Below are 23,083 nucleotides of genomic sequence, written 5' to 3'. Positions count from 1 at the left end.
CTCGGCGCCGCCGGGACGCTGCTGAGGGGTCCGACCGCCAGCGGCGGATCGTCCGGATGAAGAGGCTCGTCGCACGCCTGCGATCCTGCCATCCACCCCCGACATCCGGACTGTCCCGGTCAGGTCATGTTCACGTAGTGCGTGACGAAGGCGGCCACCGCGTCGGCGATGAGCTGGACGGCGATCGCGGCAAGGAGCAGGCCGGCGATCCGGGTCAGCACCTCGATGCCGCCGGGGCGCAGGATCTTGACGATGCCGCCGGAGAAGCGCAGCACGATCCACACGGCGACCATGACGGCGAGGATCGCCGCGGCGATCGCGGTGTAGTCGCCGAACCCGTCGGCCTGCTGGACGAAGAGCATGGTCGCCACGATGGCGCCCGGTCCGGCCAGCAGCGGGGTACCCAGTGGCACCAGCGCGATGTTCGAGGTGACCTGCTGGCTGGGGTCGTCGGCCTTGCCGGTCAGCAGCTCCAGGGCGACCAGGACGAGCAGCAGCCCACCGGCGGCCTGCAAGGCGGGCAGGTCCACGTGCAGGTAGTCGAGCAACGTCTGCCCGGCCACCGCGAAGATCACGATCACACCGAGAGCGAGCGCGACGGCCTGCCACGCCGCCCGGTTACGGTCGCGCGCGGGCAGCGGCCCGGTCAGCGCCAGGAAGATCGGCATCATGCCCGGGGGGTCGGTGATCACCAGCAGGGTCACGAAAACCTCGCCGAACAGCTTCAGATCCACGTGAGCAACCTAGCCGCGTCACGGTGGGCGAAATACGCGGATCAGACCGAAGCGACCTCGGTCACCCCGGCGGCGACGATCCGCTCGTACGCCTCGACACCGGTGGTGAACGCGCCGAGCCGGACGGTCTTGTGGGTGCCGTGGAAGTCGGAGGAGCCGGTCACCAGGAGGTCCAGCTCGGCGGCGAGCGCCCGGACGTGCGCCCGTTCGGCCGGGCTGTGGTCCTCGTGGTCGGCTTCCAGCCCGGCCAGCCCGGCGGCGGCCAGCTCGGCGATCAGCTCGTCGGGCACCACCCGGCCACGTCGGGTGGCCCGGGGATGGGCGAACACCGGTACGCCCCCGGCGGCCCGGACCAGCCGGACCGCCCGGAAGACGTCGATGTCCTCCTTCGGCAGCCGGTACCGCTCACCGAGCCAGTCCGGGCCGAACGCCGCGCGGGTGTCGGCGACCAGGCCGGCGCGGATCAGCGCCTGCGCGATGTGCGGGCGACCGACTGTCCCGCCGGCCGCGCCGGCGAGGATCTCCGGCCAACTCACGTCGATGCCGTCGGCGCGCAGCAGCGCCACGATCCGCTCACCGCGCTCCTCACGGGCGGCCCGCACCCGGGCCAGCTCGGCGACCAGCTCCGGGTGTTCCGGGTCGAACAGGTAGGCCAGCAGGTGCAGTGGGATCGCCGGATCCGCGCCCTCCCAGCGGCAGGACAGTTCGGCGCCCCGGATCAGGAGCAGGCCGGGCGGCAACGCCCGTACGGCCGGCGCCCAGCCCGCGGTGGTGTCGTGGTCGGTGATGGCCAGCACGTCCAGACCGGCGTCCGCGCCGGCACGGACGAGTTCGGCCGGCGTCAGCGTGCCGTCGCTGGCGGTCGAGTGGGCGTGCAGGTCGATCCGGGGCGCGGAGCCGGTACGCGAGGTCACTCCCCGACGCTACCGAGCGGACCCGAAGCAGACTCGCGTAGGTGGGGCGGAGATCCCCGCCGCCCGGCCCGATAACCCGGCGGATCCGGCAGGGTCAGGAGCCGCTGACCAGGATCGGTCGGTCGCCGGGCTCGAGGCCGGCCACGGGCATCGACTCGGCCTGTTCGCCGGCACGGACCCGCTTGACGTTGACCCGGACCAGCCAGCCGGAGCTGTCGACGTAGGCGACGTCCGAGTCGCTCGTCCAGGCGACCGCGCCGCTCACCGCCGGGCCGACGGGTACGGCGTCCAACGTCGTACCGAGCCGCTCCAGGTCGACCAGCAGGGAGCGGTCGGTCGACCCGACCTTCCCGTTCACCAGGAGCCATCGTCCGTCGTCGGACAGCCCGCCGACGCCGTCCGGGCTCAACCGGCTGCCGCAGGCGGTACGTGCCGCTTTCGTGGCCCGCTTCGGATCGACAAGTGTCAGGCAGGTTTCGTCCGCCGAGTTCGCCGGCACCTGGCTGACCAACCGCCCGTCCGGCAGCGAACCGTAGACGTTCAGGGTGTCCTGCTCGGGCACCTCGGTCAGCTTGTCCGCGCCGGGCCGCCACAGGACGTGACCCGGCCGGGTCGGATCAAGTCGGACCACCAGGCTGCTGCCGACGAACCGGACGGGTTGCGCGCTGTCCGGGACCGCGATACGCACCGTGCCGATGAGCTGGGTGCCGACGACTCCCGCCACGAGCAGGTCCCCGCCGTCCCGCCAGGCGACCTGCGTGGCGTCGGGCGCGAGAACGATCTGCCCCGCGCCGGCCAGCAGCACCTGCACCAGGCCGTCGTCCTGGGCGACCCAGAGGGAGCGCCCGGCGGCGGTGGGCGCTCCGACCACCAGCAGACCCGTGCCGTTGGGCAGCCGGTGCGCGAGTTCGGCGGGGCCGACACCGGGCAGCGCCAGGCGCTTGCCGTCGGCGTCGATCAAGGCGCTGGCGAAGAGTACGTCGGCGGGCGCCTTCGACGAGGGCGGAGGCGGGGCGACGCTGGCCGTGGCGAGCGGTTGGGCCGACAGGTCCGGGTCGCCGATGACGACGATGGGCGGCCCCTGCTGGTCGGAGCCGCCGGAGAGGTGTGTCATGCCGGCGCCGATCAGCACGGTGGTGACCACCCCGAGCGCGATACCGACTCCGGCACGCCGCCGTCGGATCCGGTTGGCGCGCCGGATGGCCTGACCGGCCGGGTCGGCGGTCAGTGGACGGGTAACGGCGACCTGGCGCGAGAGAGCCTCCCGCACCGCACCTTCGAGCTGGTCACGTCGCACCTGATTAGGACGCCGCAGGCCACCCGTGAGGTTGTCGGGGAGCCGCGGAAAGACGTTCACTGCTGCTCTCCGGGGCCGGTGCCGACAGGCACGGCCACCGAAGCGGTGGGCAGGTCGACCGCCGGGGCGATCGGATGGGGCGCGGACGGGCGCGGCGCGACCGGCCCGGGCTCGGCCCGACCGACGCTGGGACGCGGCGTCATCGCGGAGCGGGCTCCGGCCAGCTCTCCGACCGAACCGGACGGGACCGCCTCGACAGTCCCGCCGGGTCGGGCAACCTCTCGGGAGCGGGCGGCAGCCGCGTCGCGGCCGCGCCGCGGGGCGGTGCCGGTCCCGGTCGGCGCGGCGGCCAGATCCGGAGTGTCGACGCCCATGCGGCGGCGCAACGTGGCCAACGCCCTGGATGCCTGACTTTTCACCGTTCCAGGTGAGATGTCCAACAGTGCCGCCGTCTGCGCTTCCGACAGGTCCTCGTAGTAGCGCAGGACGAGCACCGCCCGCTGCCGGCTGGGCAGCTCCTTGAGGTGCCGCCAGAGCAGGTCACGGTCGAGCTGCCGCTCGATCTCGTCGAGGCCCGGGCGCTCGGGCAGCACCTCGGTGGGGCGCTCACCGTGCCAGCGCCGCCGCCACCAGCTCGTCGACGTGTTGACCATCACACGCCGGGCGTACGGCTCGACCGCCTCGATCCCGCCGAGCCGCTTCCACGCGAGGTACGTCTTCGTGAGCGCCGTCTGGAGCAGGTCCTCGGCCGTCGCCCAGTCGCCGGAGAGCAGATAGGCGGTACGGAGCAGGGCGGCGGAGCGAGCCGCGACGAACTCGCGAAACTCCTCCTCCAGGGGATCCCTGCTCGCCACCACACACCTCCGCACCCAAACCGTCCTGGAAGAGTGCCACGTCAGCGGCGTTTCGGTCCATGACGAAAGGTGCGCACTTGCTCCGATGTTCGGACGAAAACTTTCACGCGCCGTCGTCGGCCTTGGCCTCGTCGGCCTCCTTGCCCAACCGCGCCTCGACCGCCTGCGGCTCGTACATCTCTTCGACGACCCGTAGGTAGAGCTCGTTCGGGTTGGGCAGATTCTTGACCTCCCGCAGCGCCTGCTCCTGGCCCGCGGACTCCAGGACGAAGGTGCCGTAGTTGAGCGCCCGGCCGGTCGGGGTCTGCTCGTACTTCATGTCGGTGACCCGGACCAGCGGCATCATGGCGACCTTGCGGGTGACGATGCCGTTGACCACCATGACCCGCTTGTTGGTCAGGATGAACCGGTCGTACCACCAGTCGGCGACCTTCCACGCCACCCAGCCCATCACGGCGAACCAGAGCAGCACCGCGATGGTCGTCAACGCGCCCACGTTCCGCCCCGCGAGGAAGCCGGAGAGGTAGCCGAGCACGAAGGTCGCCGCGACGCCGATCAGGAGCGGGTTGGTGAGGTGGATCCAGTGCCGCTTCCACTCGCCCCGGTAACGCTCGGTGGGGAAGAGGTAACGGGCGACCAGCGAGCTGGGCTCGTCCTCCAGCGGGAGGACCCGACGGGGTGTCGACCCCATGGCGTCGGCGCGCAGCCCCGCCAGCTCCTCCTCGGAGATCTGCGGCGGCTGGCTGGCGGCGTCGGGATCGCGGATCCAGGCCCGACCGGACCGCCCTTCGCCGGCATAGCCGGGCCCGTCGCCGTAGCCGACGTCGTCCGAGAGGGAAGGCCCGTCGGACAGGCCGGGGCCGGCACCGTAGCCCGGGCCGTCATCGGGCCCGATCCGCGGGATCGGCTCGGTGTCGCGCTCGCGACGGTCCCGGTCGGGGTCGTCCGGGTCGAAGGGTGGACCGGAGGGGCTGCCCATCGGCGGCTAGGCGACGAGACTGGTGAAGAAGTCGCCGAACCCCTGGGCGATGTCCATGATCCCGCCGCCCAGCGACTTGAACACATCAGCCGCAGAGTTTGGCCGATAGGCGACGAAGAAGATCAAGAATGCGATTCCGGCCCAGGTGAGGACCTTCTTGACCATGGCGGGCCATCCTCTCGCGCGGCGCCGGGTCCCATTACCGCAGCGGCACCCAGAGTATCAGTGTGGTGTCGTACAGTGAATATCTGCGTCCGTTCTCCGTCAACCCGGAAGAGATGTCAAGCTCTCCCGGACAGGTACGGGGACGGTGCGCCGTACACGAGTTCGGGCGGAGTCCACTCGGTCAGGTCGTGTAACACGACATCCTCCGCGAGCAGATGACCCGCACTCGCCGGCCAGGCTATCGCATGTAGCCACATTCCCCGAGCCTCGCCGGCGTACGCGCTTCGATCCGTCGGAGAATTCACCAACCACAGTGGAGTCGGGTGCCCGCCGACCCTGATCCTGGCCTGCCCGACGTGCTCGGGATGCCCGGGACCGGGGTCGGTCAGCGCGTCGGCGAGCTCCGGTCCGGGATCGGGGCCGGCCAGGCCGGCGAGTCGCGTACCCAGGCCCACGCCCGGTTCCTCGGCCACGAAGACCAGATCCGCCGGGCCGTCGTCGAGCGGTGCGGGCCCCGCGCAGGCCACCGCGGTCGCCCGCACGCCGGTGCGGTCGTCCCCGGCGTACGCCACGCCGGTGAGGGTCCAGCCGGGCGGCAGCGGCCACGGGCACCACAGTGGTGTCCCGGGTGGACCGGGAGCCGCGGTGATCCGTTCCACCACGCTCGCGACGATCTCCGCCCCGATGTGTTCGGGCACGTGCAGCGGCGGCACGGGTCCGCAGCGCAGGCACCTCGACTCGGTGTGCATCAGATCCGGCGCCCGTACCGGGCCCCCGCATCTCGGACAACTCACCGCGACACTCACATCCCCACCGTCACCCCACATCGCCGCCACGTCAAGCCGGAACGCCGAAAGCCGGAACGCCGAGCGCGCCGATGGGACGACGGTCAGTCCGGCGGTGGACCGGCGTGCGTCCGGATCCACGCGTGCATGGCGATGCCGCTGGCCACACCCGCGTTGATGGACCTCGTGGAGCCGTACTGGGCGATGGAGTGGAGTTGGGCGCAGGCGGCCCGCGCGGGCGCGGACAGGCCCGGGCCCTCCTGGCCGAAGAGCAGCACGCAGTCACGCGGCAGCACGGCGGTCTCGATCGGCCGGGAGCCGGGCAGGTTGTCGATGCCGAGCACGGGCAGCCGCCGTCCGGCCGCCCAGGCGACGAACTCCTCGATCGTCTCGTGGTGCCGGACGTGCTGGTATCGATCGGTCACCATCGCGCCGCGTCGGTTCCACCGACGCCGACCGACGATGTGCACCTCGGCCGCGTTGAACGCGTTGGCGTTGCGCACCACCGTGCCGATGTTGAAGTCGTGCTGCCAGTTCTCGATGGCGACGTGGAAGCCGTGCCGCCGTCGGTCCAGGTCGGCGACGATCGCCTCGTGCCGCCAGTAGCGGTAGCGGTCGACGACGTTGCGCCGGTCGCCCTCGGCCAGCAGTTGCGGGTCGTAGCGCGGATCCTCGGGCAGGTCCCCGGGCCAGGGGCCCACACCCACCTCAAGCTGGTCGTCGGTCACGGTCATCAGAGAGTACGGCCACCCCGGCGCCCCGCGATCTCAGCCCAGGCCGAGCGCGTCACCGAGCCGGTCCAGGAAGCGTCGGTCCGCCGGGCTGGCCGGATGCCCGTCGAGGCCGGGCGTCGCCCGGCAGACGCGGGCCGCGACCGACTGCACCCACTGGCGGTACGCCGCCGAGTCGGCCGGATCGGCACGCCGACGCAGCACCCGGGCCGCTGCCCGACACGCGGCCAGCAGGTCCACCAGATCGGTGAGCCGCTCGGCGGGAGCCGGCGCGCCATCGTGCCGGGCGTAGATCGCGGCGACCACGGCACGGACCAGGTCACTGTCGAACCCGCGGCCGGCGGCCACCGCGTCCAGGCCAGCCAAACCAGCCATCACCCCGCGCTCCGGGCGGCCGGCGCCGGGCGCGGCGGCGGCCACGAGGACCCGAGCGGGCAGGCTGGTGAGCAGATCCCACTCGGCGGCGGAGTAGACGGCGGTGGTCAAGGGTGCGGCACGGCGGCCGGCAGAGGGCGGCTCTCCGGCGACGGAGTGGCTCATCGGAACCTCCGGCGTCAGCATAAGCCCCGAAAACGGGACCAGGGCCGCCACCGGCGGAACCTGCTGTCCGATGGTGCCCTGCTCCGGCGGGCGCGTTCAGCGCGGCGTGGGGAAGCTGGGCCGCTCCGGGTCCACCCCGTCGGGCACCGCGCTGGCCGCGTACTCCTTCTTGGGGACCATGACCCGGCGGCGGAAGACGCAGACCATGGTGCCGTCCTGGTTGTAGCCGCGGGTCTCCACCGAGACCACGCCCCGGTCGGGCTTGGAGCCGGACTCCCGCTTGTCGAGCACCGTCGTCTCGCCGTAGATGGTGTCGCCGTGGAAGGTGGGCGCCACGTGCCGCAGCGACTCCACCTCCAGGTTGGCGATGGCCTTACCGCTGACGTCGGGCACCGACATGCCGAGCAGCAGGGAGTAGATGTAGTTGCCGACCACGACGTTGCGCCTGAACTGGCTGGACGTCTCGGCGTAGTGCGCGTCCAGGTGCAGCGGATGGTGGTTCATGGTGAGCAGGCAGAAGAGGTGGTCGTCGTACTCGGTGACGGTCTTGCCCGGCCAGTGCCGGTAGACCGCGCCGACCTCGAACTCCTCGTAGTAGCGGCCGAACTGCATGCTGGTCCCCTTCGACGGGCGGCGATGGAGTTCGGCACAGCATGCCTTACCGGTGGTTAAGGCGACGGTCCGGGCGGGACCTCGGCGGAAATGTCACACCGGTCACTCACCAGGGGGGAGACGCAATGAGCGGCGGGGCCCTCCCCGGCACCCGCCGCCCACGCTCTGATGTGAGGAATTCTGCCCTACGGTGCCGTAGCTTCAACAGAGACCGCGGTCACATTTATCTTTTTGTAACACTACTCTCCGTGATGAACGCGGGGTTGATCAGCGATCTCCGCAGGCCGGATACCTCCTTGTCAGGGCTCAAGTTACCGATTCGTAGCGCTCGACCGGGTGGATCTCCCTGGAAACGCTCCCATTACCGCAGGTCACGCAAGTGCGTCATGCACTTGCGTTCCGCAGGACGAGATGAACTGACACAGTTCGATGGTCTGCGCGGCACCCGAGCAGCCCCGGCCACGTTTCGTGCGCAGCCGCCCGGGAATTCGATACGGTCAGCCCTGGTTCTACGGGACGCAGACAACCCGCAGGTGATCGGAGAGTGCAATGGCAACCGTTGAGCTGACCTCGGCGAACTTCGACGAGGTGACCGGCAACGACGGCATCGTCCTGGTCGACTTCTGGGCCGACTGGTGTGGTCCGTGCAAGCGGTTCGCCCCGGTCTACGAGCGCTCCTCGGAGAAGCACCAGAACATCGTCTTCGGCAAGGTCGACACCGAGGCCCAGCAGGAGTTGGGCGCGAAGTTCGACATCCGGTCGATCCCGACGATCATGGCGATCCGCGACGGCGTCATCGTCTTCGCCCAGCCGGGCGCCCTTCCCGAGTCCGCCTTGGAGAACCTGATCGAGCAGGTCGAGGCGCTGGACATGGACGACGTCCGCAAGCAGCTGGCCGAGCACAAGCACTGAGCCGTCCGCGCGACGGCACGCGAAGGCCGGGCCCGGTTCGGGTCCGGCCTTCGTCATATCCCGAAAGCCGCCCATGATCACCGACCTGGCCAGGCGGAACTGACCGTCGGTGGGACGCGAGACGGTCGGTACATCCCGTATCGTCACGACCCGATGGAGACCCTGACCACCCGCGGGCGCGTGACCCGGCTGGGCGCGACCGCCCTCGGTCTCGTCCTGCTGCTGCTCGGCACCTTCTGGGGCAGCGACGACGACTTCCCCTTCGGCCCGTTCCGGATGTACGCCACCTCGAACCCGCCGAACGCCCCCGCCCCGGACACCCGGGTGGAGGGCGTGAACAGCGCCGGAGCGGTGGTCGACCTCGACCAGGACGCGACCGGCATCCGCCGCGCCGAGATCGAGGGCCAGCAGGACCGGTACGCGGCCGACCCCGCGCTGCTCACCGAGGTCGCCGACGCGTACGCCGAACGTCATCCGGACGCCCCCGCGCTGGTCGAGGTCCGCATCGTCATCCGTTGGCACGGCATCCGCGCCGGCCGGCCCACGGGGCGGCACACCGACGAGACGATCGTCAGCTGGCAGGTCTCCCGATGACCGGCTGGCTGACGGAGGCGGTGCCCCGTGGACGGATCGCCGCGTTCCGGACCCTGATCTACCTCTTCGTCGCCGCCGACCTGGTGGTCTTCACCCCCTGGGTACGCACCAGAGCCAGCGTGCCCGGTGAGCTGTACCAGCCGCTGTTGATCGGCCGCCTGCTCCCGCTGCCGACCCCGACGCCGACGGTCGTGGCGCTGATCTTCTGGGGGCTCCTGCTCGCCGCCCTGCTCGCCGCGACCGGCCGGGCACCCCGGCTGCTCGGCTGGACGGTCTGCGCGCTGTACCTCGAGTGGATGATCATCGCGATGAGCTACGGGAAGGTCGACCACGACCGGTTCGGCCTGCTCGTCGCGCTGGCCGTGCTGCCCACCGCCGGCCGGGCCCGCCATGGCGACACCACCCGCACGGAGGCCGGCGGCTGGGCCCTGCGCGTCACCCAGATAGCGGTCATCTGCACGTACTTCCTGGCCGCCTGGGCCAAGCTGCGCTTCGGCGGTCTGGACTGGCTGACCGGCTCGGTACTGGCGAGGGCCATCATCCGACGCGGCACCGACCTGGCCGACCTCATCGCCCAGGTGCCGTACCTGCTGATCGTCGCGCAGTTCGGCATCGTGGCCTTCGAGCTGCTCAGCCCCGTGGTGTTCCTGTTACCGGCCCGCTGGCGAGTGGCCATGGTCGGCTTCTTCTACTCGTTCCACGTGGTGACCATCGCGACCATCACGATCTCGTTCGCGCCACACCTGGCCGCGATGACCAGCTTCCTGCCCCTGGAACGGGTACGACCGCTGGTGTGGGCACGCCGAGTCGCGGGGCGGGGCCCGGTGGACGTCGACACGACGTCGGCGCCGCCCGATCAGGCTCCGCCCGACGATCGGGCCCGGCTCGGCGATCAGGCTCCGGCGGTCGGGCGCCCGGTCGGGCCGTAGAGCCGCTCCCTGGCCTCCTGCGGCAGGGAACACGCCGCCGTACCGCCCGGGAGGCGGTGCCTGTTTCGGGCCACCCAGCGGTAAACCGGCCAGGCCACCGCGCGCACCGGCGGGAACCGCAGACCCGCGCCGGCCACCCGCCAGAGCGGGCCACTGGCGGCGAGCAGCTTCGCGATGGCGTCCGGGCCGGCGGCGCGGGTGGCGTCCGCGCCGACCCACTGCACGGCCTCCTCGCACTCGGCCACGGTGAGGCCGAGGGCGTCCAGGTCGGCGAACTGCCAGGGCACCACCCGCGCGCCCGTGGGGATCCGGCGTTCGATGAACTCCGCACAGGTCGTGCAGAACGCGCAGTCACCGTCGTAGACGAAGGTCGACCTCTCCATGGGTCCATCCTCCCCCGTTGGAGCGACGATCGCTCACGGGTGTCCGGCGGGTCACTTGCGCGGACCTCGTACACGTGTTCGAATAGTGCCCATGCGCTGGGACAACCTCACCGCTCCCCCGGTCGAGGGAGACCCCGAGAGGGCAGCGCCAGCGACGCCACCCCTGCCGCTGGCGCTGCCCGGCGCCGTCGTCCGTACCTTCGACACCCCCGAGTTCGCCGGGATGACGTTCCACGAGGTGCAGGCCAAATCGATCCTCAACCGGGTGCCCGGCGAGTCCCGCGTCCCCTTCGAGTGGACCATCAACCCGTACCGGGGATGCAGTCATGCTTGTGTCTACTGCCTGGCCGGTGACACTCCGATCCTGATGGCGGACGGTCGCACGAAGCTGATCAGTGAGCTCGAGCCCGGCGACCGCATCTACGGGACCGAGCGACGCGGTGCTTACCGCCGATACGTCGTCACCACCGTTCTTGACAAGTGGTCCACCGTGAAACCCGCCTACCGGGTCACCCTGACTGACGGCACCACGCTCATCGCCAGCGGAGACCACCGGTTCCTCTCCGATCGTGGCTGGAAGTACGTCACCGGGGCTATGCAGGGCACCGGCCAGCGCCCCTACCTGACCACCAACAATCGCCTCATCGGCACAGGCCGTTTCGCATCCGGGCCGAAGGAGTCACCTGACTACCGCCGGGGCTACCTCTGCGGGATGGTCCGGGGCGACGCTCACCTCGCCACCTACTCGTACCCACAGGGGGTCGTGCATCGGTTCCGTCTGGCGCTGATCGACGACGAGGCGTTGAGTCGGAGCGAGCGCTACCTCGCCCAGGAGGGCATCGAGACACAACGCTTCTCGTTCGCACCGGCCAGCGCCACCCGGCAAGCCCTGTCGGCGATCCGCACCTCGAAACAGCGGGACATCGAAACGATCACCGGTCTGATCCAGTGGCCGGCTGCCCCCACCGACGAATGGCGCCTCGGCTTCCTGGCCGGCATCTTCGACGCCGAGGGCAGCTGCAGTAGAGGCGCCCTGCGCATCAGCAACAGCGACGACACGATCCTCGACCAGACGACGGCGGCGCTGCGCCAGTTCGGCTTCACCTGCGTGCTTGAGGACCCCGGCAGACCCAACCGGGTGCGGCAGATCAGATTGACCGGAGGTCTTCCCGCTCGGCTCCGGTTCTTCCACCTCACGGACCCGGCCATCACCAGGAAGCGCTCGATCGAGGGCGCCGTGCTGAAGTGCAGGGCCGACCTCAGGGTGGTCGACATTCAAGCGCTCGGGCTGGAGCTGCCGCTCTGGGACATCACCACCGGCACCGGCGATTTCATCGCCAATGGGGTGGTGAGCCACAACTGTTTTGCGAGAAACACCCACACCTACCTCGATCTCGACGCTGGTACGGACTTCGACCGGCAGGTGATCGTCAAGGTCAACGCCGGTGAGTTGGTGCGACGCGAGCTGGCCGCGCCGAAGTGGCGGGGCGCGCACGTCGCGATGGGCACCAACGTCGACTGCTACCAGCGTGCCGAGGGTCGTTACCGGCTGATGCCGCAGATCATCGCGGCCCTGCGGGACTTCGCCAACCCGTTCTCCATCCTCACCAAGGGCACCCTGATCCTGCGTGACCTGCCCCTGCTGCGTCAGGCGGCCGAGGTGACCACGGTCGGCATCTCCTTCTCGGTGGGCTTCGTCGATGACCAGCTCTGGCGTGGCGTCGAGCCCGGCACGCCGCACCCGAGTCGCCGGCTCGAGGCGGTCCGCCGGCTCACCGACGCCGGCTTCTCCGTCGGGGTGCTGATGGCGCCGATCCTGCCCGGCCTCAGCGACGGCGAGGAGTCGATCGACGCCACGGTCTCGGCGATCGCCGCCGCCGGAGCGACGAGTGTGACCCCGCTGGCGCTGCACCTGCGCCCTGGCGCCCGCGAGTGGTATGCCCAGTGGCTCGCCCGGGAGCACCCGCACCTCGTCGGCCGTTACCGAGAGCTGTACCGCGCGGGCGCGTACGCCCCGCAGGCGTACCAGCGGGAGCTGACCGCCCGGGTGCGGATCGCCTCCCGTCGCCACGGGCTGCTCCGGGGCGAGGTGGGCGACAACCGCCGCCTGCCCGAGCCGCCGCCCGCTCTCGCCGTCGAGCAACTGACCCTGCTCTGACCTTCCGCGCCGGGTGGAAAGCCCCCGGAACTGCGGCGATACCCTCCCCCGTGCGCCCTGGCACGTGGCGCTGACGTCCTGCCGGCAGGACGCGGGGACGCTCGCGACGGTGTGGGACCGCGAAGACGGAACCTGGCGGCGGTGCCAGACAAGAACAGGGCATGAACGCACCGTCGAACCAGGGGGCCATCGGGACATGACTGTGACCGAGCGCTCCGACTCGCTGTTGGTAACGGGAGCGCCTGAACTGTTCGGGGAGCTGTTCGAGCGGTACGGCGGTTGGCTGTACAACTTCAGTTCCCGCCGGGTCGGGCGGCAGCTCGCCGAGGATCTGGTCGCCGAGACGTTCCTGATCGCGTTCTCGCGACGGGACCGCTACGACACCTCGATGCCCAATGCACGTCCGTGGCTGTTCGGCATCCTGAGCAACCTGCTCCGGAACTACCACCGCGCCGAGGTGCGGTGGCTGCGGGCACTGGAGAAGTCGGGCAGAGATCCACTCAGCGGTTCCGGCCAGCACAACTTCGCCGATCGGGCCGACGAACGGCTCGACGCCGAGGCCGCTACGCGGGCACTGGCCGGCGCTCTCGCCGCGATGCCACACGACCAACGTGACCTGCTCCTGCTGCACATCTGGGCCGGCCTGGACTATCCGGAGCTGGCCTCCGCGCTCGGCCTGGCACCGGGCACCGTCCGCTCCCGCCTTCACCGGGCCAAGGCACGCCTGCGCCTCGCGATGCCCGCCCACTACGCACCGCCCGCCGCTGCGAATGAGGAAAACGGATGAACGACAACGTGGAATCTGACAACGCGGGCGTCGAGCTGCTCGTCGCCTTTCGCGAGGACCTGACCGGCCCTGGAACGGACGCGACCGACCGGATGCGGCACGCGATCCTCAACGGGACCAGGTACGCGCGTCCAACGGCGAAGCGCTGGTTCCTGCGTCGTCCGGCGATCGCGACCGCGACCGCCTTCGCTCTGGCTGGTCTCGCAGCCGGCGGTGTCGCCCTCGGCACGGCCGACCGGACCGGGCAGGTGGGCGGCGTCGCCAGCTCGACGGACGGGTCCCACCCGTCGCAGCTGGGCGATGTCACCTATGTCAGCAACCAGACCCAGGCCGCGCTGGGCAAGGCGGACGACTACGTCGTGAAGGTGCACGACGCCTATCGGGGTGGCTGGATCGACTCCTGGGAGGACCGGCAGACCGGACGCCGGCGGGTCGACATCTTCGGGGGCGACGGCAGACCGGACTCCACGCTGGTGACGGTCGTCGCCGACGGCAAATACCGTGGCACCCAGATCAGCCATCTCGAGCGGACGTACTTCGAGTTCGTCGACTCACCGGACAAGGCAACCGGCACGGTCTTCGTGCCGAACGACGCGGCGAGCATCCGGACCTGGCTCGCCCGGGGCAAATTGGAGATCGTGGGGCAGGAGAAGGTGGACGGGCGCGACACCGTGCACCTGCGGTTGACGGCGGGGACGGCGGCCTACACCGCAGAACTGTGGGTGGACTCGACCTCGTTCCTGCCGTACAAGACGGTCGCCGACAAGAGCGGCAAGGTGACCGACAGGTCAGAGGTCAGCACCTTCGAATGGCTGCCCCGCTCGGAGCAGAACCTGAGCCACTTCGACCTGACGCCGCCCGCCGGCTACGACAAGGCGGGAAGCAAGGCCACCAAGGGCGACTCGCCGTTCACCCTTCCCGCTGGACCCGACCAGGCCCCCAGCCCGACGACCGACTGACCGCCGTGGGTTGCCGCGCCCTGGGTTCCGGGGAACGGCAACCCACGTCGTAACCGGTCTGCTTCGCTTCGCGCGAAGCGCCGGCCGGGCCCGACTGGCCGCTGGGGGCGGCCAGTCGGGCCTTTCGGCGCAGGTGTTGCTCGCCCGCGTGCGGTGGGCGGCGGAGCTACAGTCGGCGGGTGCGTACCGCTCAGCAGATCCTCGCCGACTCCGCCGTGATCGCCGTCGTGGGCGCGTCCCGCGACCCGATGAAGGCCGCGCACAGCGTGCCGTTGCAGATGCAGCGGTACGGCTGGCGCATCATCCCGGTCAACCCGAGCGTCGACGAACTCTTCGGCGAGCGGGCGTACGCGTCGCTGGCGGACATCCCGCACCCGGTCGACCTGGTGGACGTGTTCCGGCCGGCCGCGGACGCCGTGCAGGTGGTGCGGGACGCGGCGGCGATCGGCGCGCCGGCGGTCTGGCTGCAACTGGGCATCGTGTCGGCCGAGGCGCGCGAGATTGCCGAGGAAGCCGGCATGGACTACGTCGAGGACCGCTGCCTCATCGTCGAACGCGCCGCCGGAAACCTGACCCGCCTCCGCTGACCCGCGTTTCCCCCGCGATCTTGCAGTTTCGGTTGGCGTTCTGCCCCGTTATGCACGCCATGTCGCCGCAGTAACTGCAAGATCGCGGGATTCAGGGTGGGGGTTAGAGCTTGTATTCCTTCAGCAGGCCTCGGCTGATGATGGTCTTCTGGATCTCCGAGGTGCCCTCGCCGATCAGCAGGAACGGGGCCTCGCGCATCAGCCGCTCGATCTCGTACTCCTTGGAGTAGCCGTAGCCGCCGTGGATGCGGAACGCCTCCTGGACGACCTCGGCGCAGTACTCCGAGGCGAGCAGCTTGGCCATTCCGGCCTCGACGTCGTTGCGCTGTCCGGCGTCCTTGAGTCGGGCGGCGTTGACCATGAGGGCGTGCGCGGCCTCGATCTTCGTGCCCATCTCGGCGAGCTTGAAGGCGATGGCCTGGTGCTTGGCGAGTGGCTGGCCGAACGTCTTGCGCTGCTGGGCGTAGCCGACGGCCAGCTCGAAGGCGCGGATGGAGATGCCGCAGGCGCGGGCGGCGACGTTGACCCGGCCGACCTCGATGCCGTCCATCATCTGGTAGAAGCCGCGGCCCACCTGGTCGGCCCCGCCGAGGATCGCGGAGTCGGGCACGGTCACGCCGTCGAGCACCATCTCGGTGGTCTCGACGCCCTTGTAGCCCATCTTCTCGATCCGGCCGGGGATGGTGAGGCCGGGCGCGGTCTCGCCGAAGCCCGGCTCCTTCTCCAGCAGGAAGGTACTCATGTTGCCGTACACCGAGTCGGCGCCGGTGTCGGTCTTGACCAGGGTGGCGACCACCGATGAGTACGCCCCGTTGGTCAGCCACATCTTCTGCCCGTTGAGGACATAGGTGTCGCCCTCCCGGACGGCCCTGGACTTGATCGCCGAGACGTCGGAGCCGGTCTCCGGCTCGGACATCGAGAACGCACCGCGCACCTCGCCCGTCGCCATCTTCGGCAGCAGGCGGGCCTTCTGCTCGGCGGAGCCATGCTGGGAGATCAGGTACGCCACGATGAAGTGGGTGTTGACGATGCCGGAGATCGACATCCAGCCCCGGGAGAGCTGCTCCACCACGAGGGCGTACGTGAGCAGCGACTCGCCGAGCCCGCCGTACTCCTCGTCGATGGTGAGACCGAACAACCCCATCTCGCGCATCCCGTCGAGGATGTCGGTGGGGTACTCGTCGGCGTGTTCGAGCCGCTGGGCGTGCGGGATGATCTCCTTGTCGGCGAACTCCCGGACGGTCTCCAGGATCGACTGCTGCACGTCGGTGAGGCCGGGCGTCTGGGCGAGTCGAGCCATCTCGGCCTCCGGGAATCAGCGCACTACTCGTGGGTAACTGAACGCTCGGTAAGTATCGGTCGCCCGGCCCGCCAGGCCAAGGTGACCAGTCCACACAACCGCTGTGAAAAGGTTCACCGCTACGGGTACCGTCCGGCAAGAAGGACTTTTCCGGCACCGACAGGAGGAGGACAGCCGTGAGCTACCCGCCGCCGTCGGGCCCGCCGGGAGACGAGCCGCCGCCGTCACCCTACGAGCCATCCCGGGACCAGTCGCCGTACGCGCCACCGCCGGCCGGCCAGTCGCCGTACGCGCCACCGCCGGACCAGTCGTCCTCCGGACCGCCGGAGCGCTCGCCGTACGGGCCACCCGCCGACGAGCCGTCGCCGTACGAGCGGCAGGGGCCGCACCAGCCGGCGCACTGGGGTCAGCAGCCGCCGTACCCGCCGCAGGGCCCCTACGGCCAGTACGGCCCACCTCCCGGCGGCCCCGGTCGGGGCACCAACGTGCTGGCGATCCTGTCGCTGGTGTTCGCCTTCGTGTTCCCCCCGGCCGGCGCCGTCCTCGGTCACCTGGCCAAGCGGCAGATCCGCACCACCGGCGAGGAGGGCGACCAGCTCGCGACCTGGGGCCTGATCCTCGGGTACGTGTTCACCGCGCTGACCCTGCTGGCCTGCTGCGGCTGGCTGGCGCTGGTCATCCTCGGTAACAACGGCGACAGCCGCGGCTACTGATCAGCGGAACCGGGCCTCCCGGACGCTGTTGCCACCGTCCACCACGAGCATCTGACCGGTGATGTACGACGCGGCCGGCGAGCAGAGGAAGCTGATCGCGGCGGCGACCTCGTCCGGGGTGCCCGGTCGTCCGACCGGGGTGCCCAGACCCTGCTTGATCTCGGCCATCGTGGAGGCCGCCGTGTAGATGGTGCCCGGCGCGACCGCGTTCACGGTCACCCCGTCGGCGATCATCTCCATGGCCAGCGCGCGGGTCAGACCGACGACACCGGCCTTGGCGGCGGCGTACGCGGCTTCGGTGGGCAGGGCGTTGACCGGGCCGGCGGTGGCCGCCAGGTTGACGATCCGCCCCCAGCCCCGCTCGGCCATCCCGCCGATGAAGGCCCGGCTGCACAGGAACGCGGTGGACAGGTTGCGGTCGATCTCGCCGCGCCACTCGTCGTAGGTCAGCTGCGCGACCGGCCGCAGCACTCCCTGACTGGTCCGGCTCGCCAGGCCGGCGTTGTTGACCAGAACCTCGACGTCGCCCAACTGCTCGGCCACCGCGTCGGCCAGCGCGCCCACCTCGGACTCGTCGGTCAGGTCCGCGACGAACCCGGTCACGCCCAGTTCACTGGCCCGCTCGTGGATGCGCCGGGTGGTCGACACGATGGCGACCCGCGCCCCCAGGTCGGCGAGGCGCCGCGCGGTGGCGTACCCGATGCCGTCCGGACTGCCCGCCCCCGTCACCAGGGCGACCCGGCCGTCTAGCCGCATGGTCACCGGATCGGGCAGCGCGACCGGCTCGTCGGCGCCGGTCGCGCCGGTCGACGTGGCCGCCCGACCGCGCCGCGCCACACCCGGACGGCTCACGTCCCGTCGCGGTCGGCTGCCGGACCGGTCCGCGGCACGCGCGTCAGTTGACATGCCAGGGATCCTGCCCGTTACGACCGGCCCGGGCAACGCGGCACCCGGGAGCGGGGGCGTCGGGTTTGGTCACTGCTGGCTACTCTGGCGGCGCAGCCGAGCCGACGGAGATCACGCATGACCAATCCCCCGCCCCCCGGCGACTGGAACGACCCCACCTGGTCGGCTCAGCCGTCGAGCACACCGCCGGACCCGACCCTGGTGGCCGGTCAGCCGGTGCCCGCCCAGCCCGGTCCCGTGGACCCGTACGCGCCGGTCGACCCGTACGCGGGCGCGCAGCAGGCACCCGGTCAGCCCATGCCCGGTTACGCCCCGCCCGGATACCCCGCACCCGGGTACGCGCCGGCGGGCTACCCGCCGCAGTACCCCGGTTACGGCTACCCGGCCCCGCGCAAGACCAACGGTCTGGCCATCGCGTCACTGGTGCTGGCCCTGGTCGGTCTCACGTCCTGCGGCATCACCGCGCCGATCGGGGCGATCCTCGGTCACGTGGCGCAGAAGCAGATTCGGGCCAGCGGCGAGGACGGCGAGGGGTTGGCGAAGGCCGGCATCATCGTCGGCTGGATCGTCACCGCGCTGATGGTGCTGGGCATCGCCGCGTACGTCGCCGTGATCATCTTCGCGGTCACGACGGGCGCGAGCAGCGACAGCGGTTACTGAGGCGGGCGCGCGGGTGGGCGTACCGCCGAATGCGGGACCGGGTCGACGGCCGGCGGCGGGCGACCCGACCCGGCCACTCACTCCGCCGGCGGGGTGAACGACGAGGTACGGCTCATGCCGGCGGCGCGGCCCTTGGCGGCGATCACCAGCGCCATCTTGCGGGACGCCTCGTCGATCATCTCGTCGTCCAGCATCACCGCGCCCAGCCTGCCGCCGGCCTCCGAGGTGTAGTGCTCGTACGCGTCGAGAATCAGCTCGGCGTGGTCGTAGTCGGCCTGCGCCGGCTGGTAGACCTCGTTAGCGGCGTCGATCTGGCCCGGGTGCAGCACCCACTTGCCGTCGAAGCCCAGCGCCGCCGACCGCTTCGCCACCTCGCGGAACGCGTCGACGTCCCGGATCTGCAGGAACGGGCCGTCGATGGCCTGCTTGTCGTGCATCCGGGCGGCCATCAGGATGCGCATCAGGATGTAGTGGTACGGGTCGCCCGGATAGTCCGGGATCAGCCCGCCGACCACCAGCGACCTCATGTTGATCGAGGCCATGAAGTCGGCCGGGCCGAAGATGATGGTCTCGACCCGGGGCGAGGCGGCCGCGATGGCGTCCACGTTGACCAGACCGGCCGCGTTCTCGATCTGCGCCTCGATGCCGATCCGGCCGACCTCGAGGCCGAGCGTCTTCTCGATCTGGGTGAGCGTCAGGTCCAGCCACCGCACCTGACCGGCGTCCTGCACCTTCGGCAGCATGATGCAGTCGAGGTTCGCGCCGGCGCCCTCGACCACCTCGATGACGTCCCGGTACGTCCACGGGGTGGTCAGGTCGTTGACCCGTACCACCCGGGTCTTGCCGGCCCAGTCGCCGTCGTTGAGGGCGGCCACGATGTTCTTGCGCGCCTCCGGCTTGGCCAGCGGCGCAACCGCGTCCTCCAGGTCGAGGAAGACCTGGTCGGCGGGGAGCCCCTGCGCCTTGCCGAGCATCTTGACGCTGGAACCCGGTACGGCCAGGCACGACCGGCGGGGACGACCGACTGCGGCCATGGATGTGCTCCTTCCAGCGACCGGCGGGCACGCCGACGCCACCTGAATCCGAGGAAAACTTAACGATCCCAAAGGGCGTGGTGACGCCACGGTAACCTCGCGCCATGACCGCGGTGAATGGACCTGTGGAAGATCTCACTGGGCGTCGGCTGGTGGTGGTGACGGGTGCCAGCTCCGGCATCGGATTGGCCGCCGCGGTGGCCTTCGCCTGCCGCGGCGACCAGGTGGTGCTCGTCGGGCGGGACCCGGCCCGACTACAGGCCGCGGCGGAGCGCGTACGGGAGACAGCCGGCGAGCGCCCGGAGCTGTTCCGGGCCGACTTCGCGGTCCTCGACGACGTACGCGGACTGGCCGAGCGGCTGCGCGACGCGTACGACCGGATCGACGTGCTGGCCAACAACGCCGGGGCCATCGCGCTTCAACCGCTCACCACCGTCGACGGCTTCGAGCTGTCGATCCAGGCCAACCACCTGGCCCCGTTCCTGCTCACGAACCTGCTGGCCGACCGGGTGGGCCGGACGGTGGTGACCGCCTCGGGGGCACACCGCTTCGGCGCGCTCGATCCGGACGACCTCAACAGGCCGCTGCGCGCCTACCACCCGATGGGCGCGTACGGCACCAGCAAGCAGGCGAACATCCTGTTCGCCGCCGAGGCGTCCCGGCGCTGGCCGGGCATCTCCGCGTACAGCTTCCATCCGGGAGTGGTGCGGACCCGGTTCGCCAACGACAGTCGGCTGGTCGCCTTCGGCATGCGGTTCATGCCGTTCCGCAGCCCGGAGAAGGGGGCCGAGACGCTCCTCTGGCTCGCGAACCAGGATCCGGCCCGGCTCGCCGGCGGCGGCTACTACTACAACCGCCGGCCGCGTCGGCCGTACCGCAAGGCGGCGGACCCACAGCTCGCGTCCCGGCTCTGGGAAGCCAGCGCCACGGCCGTCGGCATCGATGGGTAGCGTGGCCGCCATGCTGACGCTTGTCGCGATCGTCGAGTACGCCACCGGGGCCGAGACCGCCGGGCAACGCTACGAGGACACCGTGTTGGCCCTGCTCGACCGGCACGACGGCCGGCTGGAACGGCGGCTGCGCGGCACCGACGGACGGAGCGAGGTGCACGTGATCACGTTCGCGGCCCGCACCGGATACGAGTCGTTCCTCGTCGACCCGGAGCGTGCCGCGCTGCGCGCCGACCTCGGCGACGCCGCCCCGACCACGCGCGTCATCGAGGCGTACGACGTCTGAAGCGATCGTCAGCTCTCCAGCGGGGCGGCGTCGGCGGGCAGCGGGGTGAGCGGCGTGGCACGGCGGGCGGCCCGGGCGCCGCCCAGCACCACCACCGCCACGCCGACGAGCAGCAACGCCATCCCCAGCAGCGCGTACGGGCGGGGAACCTGGTGCAGCCAGGCCCAACCGAGCAGGGCCGCACCGGGGGCCTCCAGCAGGATCAGCACGCTCACCGTGGTCGCCGAGATCTTGTGCAGGGCGTAGTTGAACATCGAGTGCCCGAGCAGTTGGGCGCCCGCCACCAGGGCCAGGATCGCCAGCCAGGTACGCCCCTCGAAGCCGACCGTACGGACCCCGCCCAGCAGGCAGATCACCAGCAGGACCGCCGAGCAGATGCCGTAGCAGATGGTCGTGTAGGTGGTGGTGCTGATGCTGGCCCGGGCCCGTTCACCGAAGGCGGTGTAGACGGCTGCGAACATGCCACCGGTCACCGCCAACAGATCGCCGGCGACGGCTCGGCCGGAGATGCCCACGTCCGCGCCGGTGGCGATCACCGCGCCGCCCACCGCCACCGCGATGCCGACCCACACCACCGTGGGCAGCCGCCGCCCCTGGGCGCGGGCGATCAGCCCCTGCCAGACCGGCTGGGTGGCACCCAGCGCGGTGGCCGCGGCGACCGAGGTGAGCTGGGCGCTCGGCACCCAGGTCGCGAAGTGCCCGGCGAGCGCGACCCCGGAGAGGACGCAGAACAGTCCCTCGCGCCGGCCGGTCCGCCCCGTCAACGCGCGGAACTCGGCGCGGCGGCGCGCCAGGGCGAACGGGCTCAGCACGGCCACCGCGAGCAGGTTGCGCCAGAAGGCGATGGCCAGCGCCGGAGCGGCGGCGTACGCGATCAACGGCGCGGACGTTGACACGGCAACGACGGCCAGGGCGACCGCGGCGGTGGTCAGCGGGTCCAGGGGCGGTCGAGGGGACACGGGAAGCAATCTTCACACGACCACGGACAGCACGGAACGTCAGCACTCAGTTACGATCACGCGCGTTCGCGCCGACGACCCTCGACCGCAAAGGCGCTCCCCCACGGCCGGCTACCAGGCGGTGCTGTTCGACTTCTTCGGCACGCTGACCCGTTCGGTGCAGCGCGGCGCCGCGCACCTCGGCACCGCCGAACTGCTCGGCTGTCCCAGCGAGACGTTGAGCGAGGTGCTGAACCGCACCTACTACGAGCGCGCCACCGGCCGGCTCGGCGACGCGCAGACGACCATGCGGTGGGTCTGCGCCCAGGCGGGCGTACATCCGAGTGACAGTGCCCTGCGGGCGGCGGTGGTGTCCCGGCTTCGCGCGATCCGCGCGGACACCCGGCTGCGCGCCGACGCGGTGCCCGTGCTGGCGGCGCTGCGCGAGCGCGGCGTCCGCACCGGCCTGATCAGCGACTGTACGCACGAACTGCCGGCCTTCCTGCCGCACCTCCCCGTCGCGCCCCTGCTCGACGTACGGGTCTTCTCCGTGCAGGTCGGACGCTGCAAGCCGGATTCCGCGCTCTACCTGACCGCCTGCCGTCGACTCGGGCTCAGGCCGGACGACTGCCTGTACGTGGGTGACGGCGGCAGCCACGAGTTGACCGGCGCCGAACAGGCCGGCATGACCGCGGTCCGGCTGGCCGCGCCCGATCTGGCCGAACACATGGTCTTCAACGCCGACCGTCAGTGGCGCGGCACCACGCTCAGCACCCTGCGTGAGGTGCTCGACCTCGTGGACGCCAAGGTCACTGCCGCCGCTATCGCGGCGAGTTGACCCGATCAGCGGCGACGGACCCGGTGCAGGCGGAACGGCTTGCGGGTGGCGCGGACCGCCGGGGTCTCCCGGGGCGGCTCGGTCTGCGCGTCGGACGGCAGTTCCGTGCCGGCCAGGGGCGTGCCGGCCGGAGCGAGGCGGTTCAGGGCGCAACCGTCGGCGACCCAGCGGGCCACCAGGTCGGCGGTCGGACCGGGCGCGTTCAGGCGCTTGCCCGCCACCAGCGGCGCGGCGGTGTCCCACGCCTCGGTGCCCGGTGCCAGCCGGGTCACCCGGGCCGGCCAGGTGACGATCCGCCCCCCGTGGTCACCGCGCAGGCTGACCTGCGCCTCGGTCGCATCGGCGAGGCCCGGCGCGGCCTGCTCGCCCGGCCCGCTCACCACCAGGAGCGCGCCCTCCAGCGGGGCGCACCAGAGCGCGAGCGCCGGCCCACCGGACACGCTGACCCAGGCCACGGCGGCCTTCTTCATCGCCTCGTCCACCAGCGGCGTGCCACCGGCGGCGTCCTCGTCCGTCACACCCGCATCCTCCCGCATCG

Annotated in this window: 28 protein-coding genes; 12 read left to right on the top strand and 16 right to left on the bottom strand. The window is 71.0% G+C overall.

Features of this window, described 5'->3' with window-relative positions:
• Positions 1-119 precede the first annotated feature (119 nt).
• The 10 genes from AB0I89_RS12495 to AB0I89_RS12450 form a co-directional block, all read right to left on the bottom strand.
• Complete coding sequence (locus tag AB0I89_RS12495; protein ID WP_355048999.1) at positions 120-734, bottom strand: MarC family protein; 615 nt, start codon at positions 732-734, stop codon at positions 120-122.
• A gap of 41 nt (positions 735-775) precedes the next feature.
• The gene (locus tag AB0I89_RS12490; protein WP_357124468.1) at positions 776-1,648 is read right to left on the bottom strand and encodes a PHP domain-containing protein; all 873 of its coding nucleotides are present in this window, start codon (positions 1,646-1,648) and stop codon (positions 776-778) included.
• Positions 1,649-1,742: 94 nt separating this feature from the next.
• Positions 1,743-3,005 carry a hypothetical protein gene (locus AB0I89_RS12485; protein WP_357124464.1) on the bottom strand — a complete coding sequence of 421 codons (1,263 nt, stop codon included), beginning with the start codon at positions 3,003-3,005 and terminating at the stop codon, positions 1,743-1,745.
• Positions 3,002-3,799 carry a SigE family RNA polymerase sigma factor gene (locus AB0I89_RS12480; protein WP_357124461.1) on the bottom strand — a complete coding sequence of 266 codons (798 nt, stop codon included), beginning with the start codon at positions 3,797-3,799 and terminating at the stop codon, positions 3,002-3,004. Before AB0I89_RS12480 ends, AB0I89_RS12485 begins: the two co-directional genes overlap by 4 nt.
• 103 nt (positions 3,800-3,902) lie before the next feature.
• Complete coding sequence (locus AB0I89_RS12475; RefSeq protein WP_357124458.1) at positions 3,903-4,778, bottom strand: PH domain-containing protein; 876 nt, start codon at positions 4,776-4,778, stop codon at positions 3,903-3,905.
• 6 nt (positions 4,779-4,784) lie between these two features.
• Positions 4,785-4,943: a hypothetical protein gene (locus tag AB0I89_RS12470; protein ID WP_007455302.1), complete on the bottom strand. Its 159-nt coding sequence runs from the start codon at positions 4,941-4,943 to the stop codon at positions 4,785-4,787.
• A gap of 116 nt (positions 4,944-5,059) precedes the next feature.
• A complete protein-coding gene (locus AB0I89_RS12465; RefSeq protein WP_357124694.1) occupies positions 5,060-5,770 on the bottom strand; it encodes a DUF6758 family protein in 711 nt (236 codons plus the stop codon).
• A gap of 62 nt (positions 5,771-5,832) precedes the next feature.
• Entirely contained in the window at positions 5,833-6,456 is a 624-nt protein-coding gene (locus tag AB0I89_RS12460) for an RNA methyltransferase (protein WP_357124691.1), read from the bottom strand.
• A gap of 39 nt (positions 6,457-6,495) precedes the next feature.
• Complete coding sequence (locus tag AB0I89_RS12455; RefSeq protein ID WP_357124455.1) at positions 6,496-7,020, bottom strand: hypothetical protein; 525 nt, start codon at positions 7,018-7,020, stop codon at positions 6,496-6,498.
• A 75-nt stretch (positions 7,021-7,095) separates the two neighbouring features.
• On the bottom strand, positions 7,096-7,611 hold the full coding sequence (locus AB0I89_RS12450; RefSeq protein WP_355049005.1) for a MaoC family dehydratase: 516 nt from the start codon (positions 7,609-7,611) through the stop codon (positions 7,096-7,098).
• 549 nt (positions 7,612-8,160) lie between these two features.
• Between AB0I89_RS12450 and trxA the strand changes: the two genes are divergently transcribed.
• The 3 genes from trxA to AB0I89_RS12435 all read left to right on the top strand — a co-directional run bounded on the left by trxA (position 8,161) and on the right by AB0I89_RS12435 (position 10,046).
• The gene (gene trxA, locus AB0I89_RS12445; RefSeq protein ID WP_074316526.1) at positions 8,161-8,523 is read left to right on the top strand and encodes a thioredoxin; all 363 of its coding nucleotides are present in this window, start codon (positions 8,161-8,163) and stop codon (positions 8,521-8,523) included.
• A 153-nt stretch (positions 8,524-8,676) separates the two neighbouring features.
• Entirely contained in the window at positions 8,677-9,117 is a 441-nt protein-coding gene (locus tag AB0I89_RS12440) for a hypothetical protein (protein ID WP_357124450.1), read from the top strand.
• Positions 9,114-10,046: an HTTM domain-containing protein gene (locus AB0I89_RS12435; protein WP_357124447.1), complete on the top strand. Its 933-nt coding sequence runs from the start codon at positions 9,114-9,116 to the stop codon at positions 10,044-10,046. The genes AB0I89_RS12440 and AB0I89_RS12435 overlap by 4 nt, the downstream gene beginning before the upstream one ends.
• On the opposite strand, the gene AB0I89_RS12430 is transcribed toward AB0I89_RS12435, so the two are convergent.
• Entirely contained in the window at positions 10,010-10,429 is a 420-nt protein-coding gene (locus tag AB0I89_RS12430; RefSeq protein WP_357124444.1) for a DUF393 domain-containing protein, read from the bottom strand. The genes AB0I89_RS12435 and AB0I89_RS12430 overlap by 37 nt on opposite strands.
• Between AB0I89_RS12430 and AB0I89_RS12425 the strand changes: the two genes are divergently transcribed.
• The 4 genes from AB0I89_RS12425 to AB0I89_RS12410 all read left to right on the top strand — a co-directional run bounded on the left by AB0I89_RS12425 (position 10,428) and on the right by AB0I89_RS12410 (position 14,920).
• Positions 10,428-12,587: an intein-containing Rv2578c family radical SAM protein gene (locus tag AB0I89_RS12425; RefSeq protein WP_357124441.1), complete on the top strand. Its 2,160-nt coding sequence runs from the start codon at positions 10,428-10,430 to the stop codon at positions 12,585-12,587. The two genes, AB0I89_RS12430 and AB0I89_RS12425, sit on opposite strands and share 2 nt — an antisense overlap.
• A gap of 196 nt (positions 12,588-12,783) precedes the next feature.
• Positions 12,784-13,374: a sigma-70 family RNA polymerase sigma factor gene (locus AB0I89_RS12420; RefSeq protein ID WP_357124439.1), complete on the top strand. Its 591-nt coding sequence runs from the start codon at positions 12,784-12,786 to the stop codon at positions 13,372-13,374.
• A complete protein-coding gene (locus AB0I89_RS12415) occupies positions 13,371-14,333 on the top strand; it encodes a DUF2092 domain-containing protein (RefSeq protein ID WP_357124436.1) in 963 nt (320 codons plus the stop codon). Before AB0I89_RS12420 ends, AB0I89_RS12415 begins: the two co-directional genes overlap by 4 nt.
• Positions 14,334-14,512: 179 nt before the next feature.
• Positions 14,513-14,920 carry a CoA-binding protein gene (locus tag AB0I89_RS12410; protein WP_357124433.1) on the top strand — a complete coding sequence of 136 codons (408 nt, stop codon included), beginning with the start codon at positions 14,513-14,515 and terminating at the stop codon, positions 14,918-14,920.
• Positions 14,921-15,023: 103 nt separating this feature from the next.
• Here AB0I89_RS12410 and AB0I89_RS12405 read toward each other — a convergent pair whose 3' ends face one another.
• Positions 15,024-16,220: an acyl-CoA dehydrogenase family protein gene (locus AB0I89_RS12405; protein ID WP_357124430.1), complete on the bottom strand. Its 1,197-nt coding sequence runs from the start codon at positions 16,218-16,220 to the stop codon at positions 15,024-15,026.
• Positions 16,221-16,396: 176 nt separating this feature from the next.
• Here AB0I89_RS12405 and AB0I89_RS12400 point away from each other — a divergent pair, with 176 nt between their 5' ends.
• The gene (locus tag AB0I89_RS12400) at positions 16,397-16,933 is read left to right on the top strand and encodes a DUF4190 domain-containing protein (protein ID WP_357124427.1); all 537 of its coding nucleotides are present in this window, start codon (positions 16,397-16,399) and stop codon (positions 16,931-16,933) included.
• On the opposite strand, the gene AB0I89_RS12395 is transcribed toward AB0I89_RS12400, so the two are convergent.
• Positions 16,934-17,839: an SDR family NAD(P)-dependent oxidoreductase gene (locus tag AB0I89_RS12395; RefSeq protein ID WP_357124424.1), complete on the bottom strand. Its 906-nt coding sequence runs from the start codon at positions 17,837-17,839 to the stop codon at positions 16,934-16,936.
• Between the two features lie 117 nt (positions 17,840-17,956).
• Here AB0I89_RS12395 and AB0I89_RS12390 point away from each other — a divergent pair, with 117 nt between their 5' ends.
• A complete protein-coding gene (locus AB0I89_RS12390) occupies positions 17,957-18,499 on the top strand; it encodes a DUF4190 domain-containing protein (protein ID WP_357124422.1) in 543 nt (180 codons plus the stop codon).
• A 77-nt stretch (positions 18,500-18,576) separates the two neighbouring features.
• Here AB0I89_RS12390 and AB0I89_RS12385 read toward each other — a convergent pair whose 3' ends face one another.
• On the bottom strand, positions 18,577-19,533 hold the full coding sequence (locus tag AB0I89_RS12385; protein WP_357124419.1) for a CoA ester lyase: 957 nt from the start codon (positions 19,531-19,533) through the stop codon (positions 18,577-18,579).
• 125 nt (positions 19,534-19,658) lie between these two features.
• Here AB0I89_RS12385 and AB0I89_RS12380 point away from each other — a divergent pair, with 125 nt between their 5' ends.
• Positions 19,659-20,483 (top strand): SDR family NAD(P)-dependent oxidoreductase, encoded by an 825-nt coding sequence (locus AB0I89_RS12380; protein WP_357124688.1) that lies wholly within the window; start codon positions 19,659-19,661, stop codon positions 20,481-20,483.
• Between the two features lie 10 nt (positions 20,484-20,493).
• Positions 20,494-20,769, top strand: a complete 276-nt coding sequence (locus tag AB0I89_RS12375) for a hypothetical protein (RefSeq protein ID WP_357124416.1) — start codon at positions 20,494-20,496, stop codon at positions 20,767-20,769.
• Positions 20,770-20,777: 8 nt separating this feature from the next.
• Here AB0I89_RS12375 and AB0I89_RS12370 read toward each other — a convergent pair whose 3' ends face one another.
• Positions 20,778-21,737, bottom strand: a complete 960-nt coding sequence (locus AB0I89_RS12370) for a DMT family transporter (protein WP_357124413.1) — start codon at positions 21,735-21,737, stop codon at positions 20,778-20,780.
• A 112-nt stretch (positions 21,738-21,849) separates the two neighbouring features.
• Between AB0I89_RS12370 and AB0I89_RS12365 the strand changes: the two genes are divergently transcribed.
• Positions 21,850-22,545 (top strand): HAD family hydrolase, encoded by a 696-nt coding sequence (locus tag AB0I89_RS12365; protein WP_357124410.1) that lies wholly within the window; start codon positions 21,850-21,852, stop codon positions 22,543-22,545.
• A gap of 5 nt (positions 22,546-22,550) precedes the next feature.
• On the opposite strand, the gene AB0I89_RS12360 is transcribed toward AB0I89_RS12365, so the two are convergent.
• The gene (locus AB0I89_RS12360; RefSeq protein WP_357124408.1) at positions 22,551-23,081 is read right to left on the bottom strand and encodes a hypothetical protein; all 531 of its coding nucleotides are present in this window, start codon (positions 23,079-23,081) and stop codon (positions 22,551-22,553) included.
• Between the last annotated feature and the right edge of the window lie 2 nt (positions 23,082-23,083).

Source organism: Micromonospora sp. NPDC049801 (assembly GCF_040656575.1).
In the GTDB taxonomy this organism is placed as follows: domain Bacteria; phylum Actinomycetota; class Actinomycetes; order Mycobacteriales; family Micromonosporaceae; genus Micromonospora.
Note: the sequence above shows the minus strand (reverse complement) of the source record. Positions and strands in the feature narration are given on the sequence as shown.

Coding starts and splice junctions, on each gene's coding strand:
- AB0I89_RS12465 (WP_357124694.1), bottom strand. CDS start 5,770: ATGTGGGGTGACGGTGGGGATGTGAGTGTCGCGGTGAGTTGTCCGAGA.
- AB0I89_RS12430 (WP_357124444.1), bottom strand. CDS start 10,429: ATGGAGAGGTCGACCTTCGTCTACGACGGTGACTGCGCGTTCTGCACG.
- AB0I89_RS12390 (WP_357124422.1), top strand. CDS start 17,957: ATGACCAATCCCCCGCCCCCCGGCGACTGGAACGACCCCACCTGGTCG.
- AB0I89_RS12405 (WP_357124430.1), bottom strand. CDS start 16,220: ATGGCTCGACTCGCCCAGACGCCCGGCCTCACCGACGTGCAGCAGTCG.
- AB0I89_RS12440 (WP_357124450.1), top strand. CDS start 8,677: ATGGAGACCCTGACCACCCGCGGGCGCGTGACCCGGCTGGGCGCGACC.
- trxA (WP_074316526.1), top strand. CDS start 8,161: ATGGCAACCGTTGAGCTGACCTCGGCGAACTTCGACGAGGTGACCGGC.
- AB0I89_RS12470 (WP_007455302.1), bottom strand. CDS start 4,943: ATGGTCAAGAAGGTCCTCACCTGGGCCGGAATCGCATTCTTGATCTTC.
- AB0I89_RS12420 (WP_357124439.1), top strand. CDS start 12,784: ATGACTGTGACCGAGCGCTCCGACTCGCTGTTGGTAACGGGAGCGCCT.
- AB0I89_RS12395 (WP_357124424.1), bottom strand. CDS start 17,839: ATGTCAACTGACGCGCGTGCCGCGGACCGGTCCGGCAGCCGACCGCGA.
- AB0I89_RS12360 (WP_357124408.1), bottom strand. CDS start 23,081: ATGCGGGAGGATGCGGGTGTGACGGACGAGGACGCCGCCGGTGGCACG.
- AB0I89_RS12415 (WP_357124436.1), top strand. CDS start 13,371: ATGAACGACAACGTGGAATCTGACAACGCGGGCGTCGAGCTGCTCGTC.
- AB0I89_RS12375 (WP_357124416.1), top strand. CDS start 20,494: ATGCTGACGCTTGTCGCGATCGTCGAGTACGCCACCGGGGCCGAGACC.
- AB0I89_RS12455 (WP_357124455.1), bottom strand. CDS start 7,020: ATGCTGACGCCGGAGGTTCCGATGAGCCACTCCGTCGCCGGAGAGCCG.
- AB0I89_RS12475 (WP_357124458.1), bottom strand. CDS start 4,778: ATGGGCAGCCCCTCCGGTCCACCCTTCGACCCGGACGACCCCGACCGG.
- AB0I89_RS12385 (WP_357124419.1), bottom strand. CDS start 19,533: ATGGCCGCAGTCGGTCGTCCCCGCCGGTCGTGCCTGGCCGTACCGGGT.
- AB0I89_RS12450 (WP_355049005.1), bottom strand. CDS start 7,611: ATGCAGTTCGGCCGCTACTACGAGGAGTTCGAGGTCGGCGCGGTCTAC.
- AB0I89_RS12435 (WP_357124447.1), top strand. CDS start 9,114: ATGACCGGCTGGCTGACGGAGGCGGTGCCCCGTGGACGGATCGCCGCG.
- AB0I89_RS12425 (WP_357124441.1), top strand. CDS start 10,428: ATGGGTCCATCCTCCCCCGTTGGAGCGACGATCGCTCACGGGTGTCCG.